This is a genomic window from uncultured Ruthenibacterium sp. (assembly GCF_963558415.1).
Lineage (GTDB): Bacteria > Bacillota > Clostridia > Oscillospirales > Ruminococcaceae > Ruthenibacterium.
The window spans coordinates 1-2161 of the sequence record NZ_CAUWGY010000147.1 but is presented as its reverse complement, the minus strand read 5'-3'; the positions used below and the strand labels follow the sequence as shown (position 1 = coordinate 2161).

Here is a 2161-nt window from a genome sequence, read left to right as displayed (position 1 = left end):
TATTGCGCGGGTGGTCTAACGGGCTCTTTGTTTCAAAGCACATCTGAAGCTTATTTTGCGGACATGACAGGTCCTTTTGGAAGCCTTGTCTGGCACGCAGCCGTCATTTTGATTACTGCATTCATTCTTTCAGGTGGAGTATTAAAAGGAATTGAAAAGGCAAATCGCATTATTATGCCGGCCTTCTTTCTTCTTTTTCTTGGTGTAGCATTTTATGTAGCCTTTCTTCCTGGCGCATCTGCTGGATATGCTTATCTTTTGATTCCAGACTGGACCCAACTGCTCAATCCAGATACTTGGGTCATGGCAATGGGACAAGCTTTCTTTTCATTATCCATCACTGGCTCCGGAATGATTATTTACGGAAGCTACCTTGGAAAAAGAGAGAACATTCCCAAGGCCGCCGCACAGACTGCTGTGCTGGATACCTGTGCAGCGCTTTTATCCGGCTTTGTCATTTTACCTGCGGTTTTTGCTTTTGGGCTGGATCCCGCCTCTGGTCCGCCGTTGATTTTCATCACTCTTCCGAAAGTATTCGCACAAATGCCTGGCGGTCGTCTTATCTCCATTATTTTCTTTCTCTCGGTAATATTTGCTGGAATCACAAGCCTTGTGAATATGTTTGAAGTCTGTGCAGAGGCCGCGATGCGCCATCTCCATCTTCCAAGGAACGGCGCAATTGCATTGGTATCCCTGATTGTGTATGGCGTAGGCACATTAATCGAATATGAGCCTCGACTGGGGAGCTGGATGGATTTCATTACTATTTATATTGTACCTTTTGGAGCTGTGCAATTATTATTTATTGGGTACTTGGAACGGACGTTATCTGTTCCGAACTCAATCTTGGCCGTCCAAAACCTCTTGGCAAATTTTTTCGAATCACCGCCAAGTATGTATATGTTGGATTGGCCGTGCTCGTATTTATTTGCAGCATTTTGTATAAAGGAATCGGATAAAAAAATCCACCGAGGCCCTATTGGGCTTCGGTGGATTTTTTTATTTCTCTTCCGGTTTCGCTTGCGTAAATAGCAAATACAACGCCAAAAGAAATACGAGCAAACAAATCACTGCGGAACTGACAGAAAGTTTATCTTGCATAAACCCGATCGCAAGACGTAATATCATTAAAACAATTCCCACGATACAGCCTACTAAACCAACGATCCAATAAACTCTCTGCTTGTTCATGTTACACTCTTCCCATTCTATACTTTCAACTGCCGACGAATATTTTCAAAAGTTTCAGCACTGATCACATGCTCCATTCGGCAGGCATCTTCAGCAGCCGTTTTTTCGCTCACACCAATTTGGATTAAGAAATCTCGCAGAACCGTATGCCTTTTATAAACATCATCAGCGGCAGCCCTTCCGGTGTCTGTTAAATGCAAAAGTCCTTCTGCATCCATTGTAATAAGGCCAGCTCTTTTTAAAATACCTACCGCTCTGCTAACACTAGGTTTTGAAAAACCCATACGTTCAGCCACATCAATACTCCGTACCGATCCCTTTTCTTGATGCAGTATCAAAATTGTCTCCAAATAATCTTCGCGTGATTCAAATGAGCGCATCCCCATGCCCCCAACAAATGTTTTTTAAAGTGTACCATAAAAAACACTAAACAGCAAGGAAGCATCACTCACCGAACAAATCCGTTGACAAATACCTCTCTCCCGTGTCCGGAAGCAAAACCACAATTGTTTTCCCGATATAATCCGAACGCGACGCAAGTTCCAAAGCTGCACTCAATGCGGCACCGGAGGAAATTCCTGCCAAAATACCTTCTGTACGTGCCAGCAAACGTGCCGCCGAATATGCCTGCTCTGTTGTACGCGTAAGTACCTCGTCATACAAATTGGTATCAAGAATCTCGGGAACAAAACCCGCTCCGATTCCCTGAATTCCATGAGGACCTGCTTTTCCTTGTGACAAAACGGGAGAATCGGCTGGTTCCACCGCAACCAGATGAACCGAAGGATTTTTTTCTTTTAAATAGCGTCCAACCCCTGTAATTGTGCCGCCTGTTCCTACCCCCGCAACAAAGGCGTGTACATTTTCTCCGGAATCCTGCCATATCTCAGGACCGGTTGTTAAATAATGCGCCTGCGGATTTGCAGGATTCACAAATTGTCCGGGAACAAAACTATTCGGTATTTCATTG

4 protein-coding genes are annotated in these 2161 nt (G+C 44.3%); 1 reads left to right on the top strand and 3 read right to left on the bottom strand.

What is annotated here, in order from left to right:
* Positions 1-1032 (top strand): sodium-dependent transporter (locus AB5H98_RS13255; RefSeq protein WP_367926356.1); only part of this gene is annotated, 1032 nt, incomplete at its 5' end.
* Here AB5H98_RS13255 and AB5H98_RS13250 read toward each other — a convergent pair.
* The 3 genes from AB5H98_RS13250 to AB5H98_RS13240 form a co-directional block, all read right to left on the bottom strand.
* Positions 1000-1191: a hypothetical protein gene (locus AB5H98_RS13250; protein ID WP_367926355.1), complete on the bottom strand. Its 192-nt coding sequence runs from the start codon at positions 1189-1191 to the stop codon at positions 1000-1002. The genes AB5H98_RS13255 and AB5H98_RS13250 overlap by 33 nt on opposite strands.
* A 17-nt stretch (positions 1192-1208) precedes the next feature.
* The gene (locus AB5H98_RS13245) at positions 1209-1571 is read right to left on the bottom strand and encodes a metal-dependent transcriptional regulator (RefSeq protein ID WP_367926354.1); all 363 of its coding nucleotides are present in this window, start codon (positions 1569-1571) and stop codon (positions 1209-1211) included.
* Between the two features lie 64 nt (positions 1572-1635).
* Positions 1636-2161: pyridoxal-phosphate dependent enzyme (locus AB5H98_RS13240; protein WP_367926353.1), on the bottom strand; the 526-nt coding region annotated here is incomplete at its 5' end.

Excerpts from the sequence above, each read along its gene's own strand:
- AB5H98_RS13250 (WP_367926355.1), bottom strand. The coding sequence starts at position 1,191 with ATGAACAAGCAGAGAGTTTATTGGATCGTTGGTTTAGTAGGCTGTATC.
- AB5H98_RS13245 (WP_367926354.1), bottom strand. The coding sequence starts at position 1,571 with ATGCGCTCATTTGAATCACGCGAAGATTATTTGGAGACAATTTTGATA.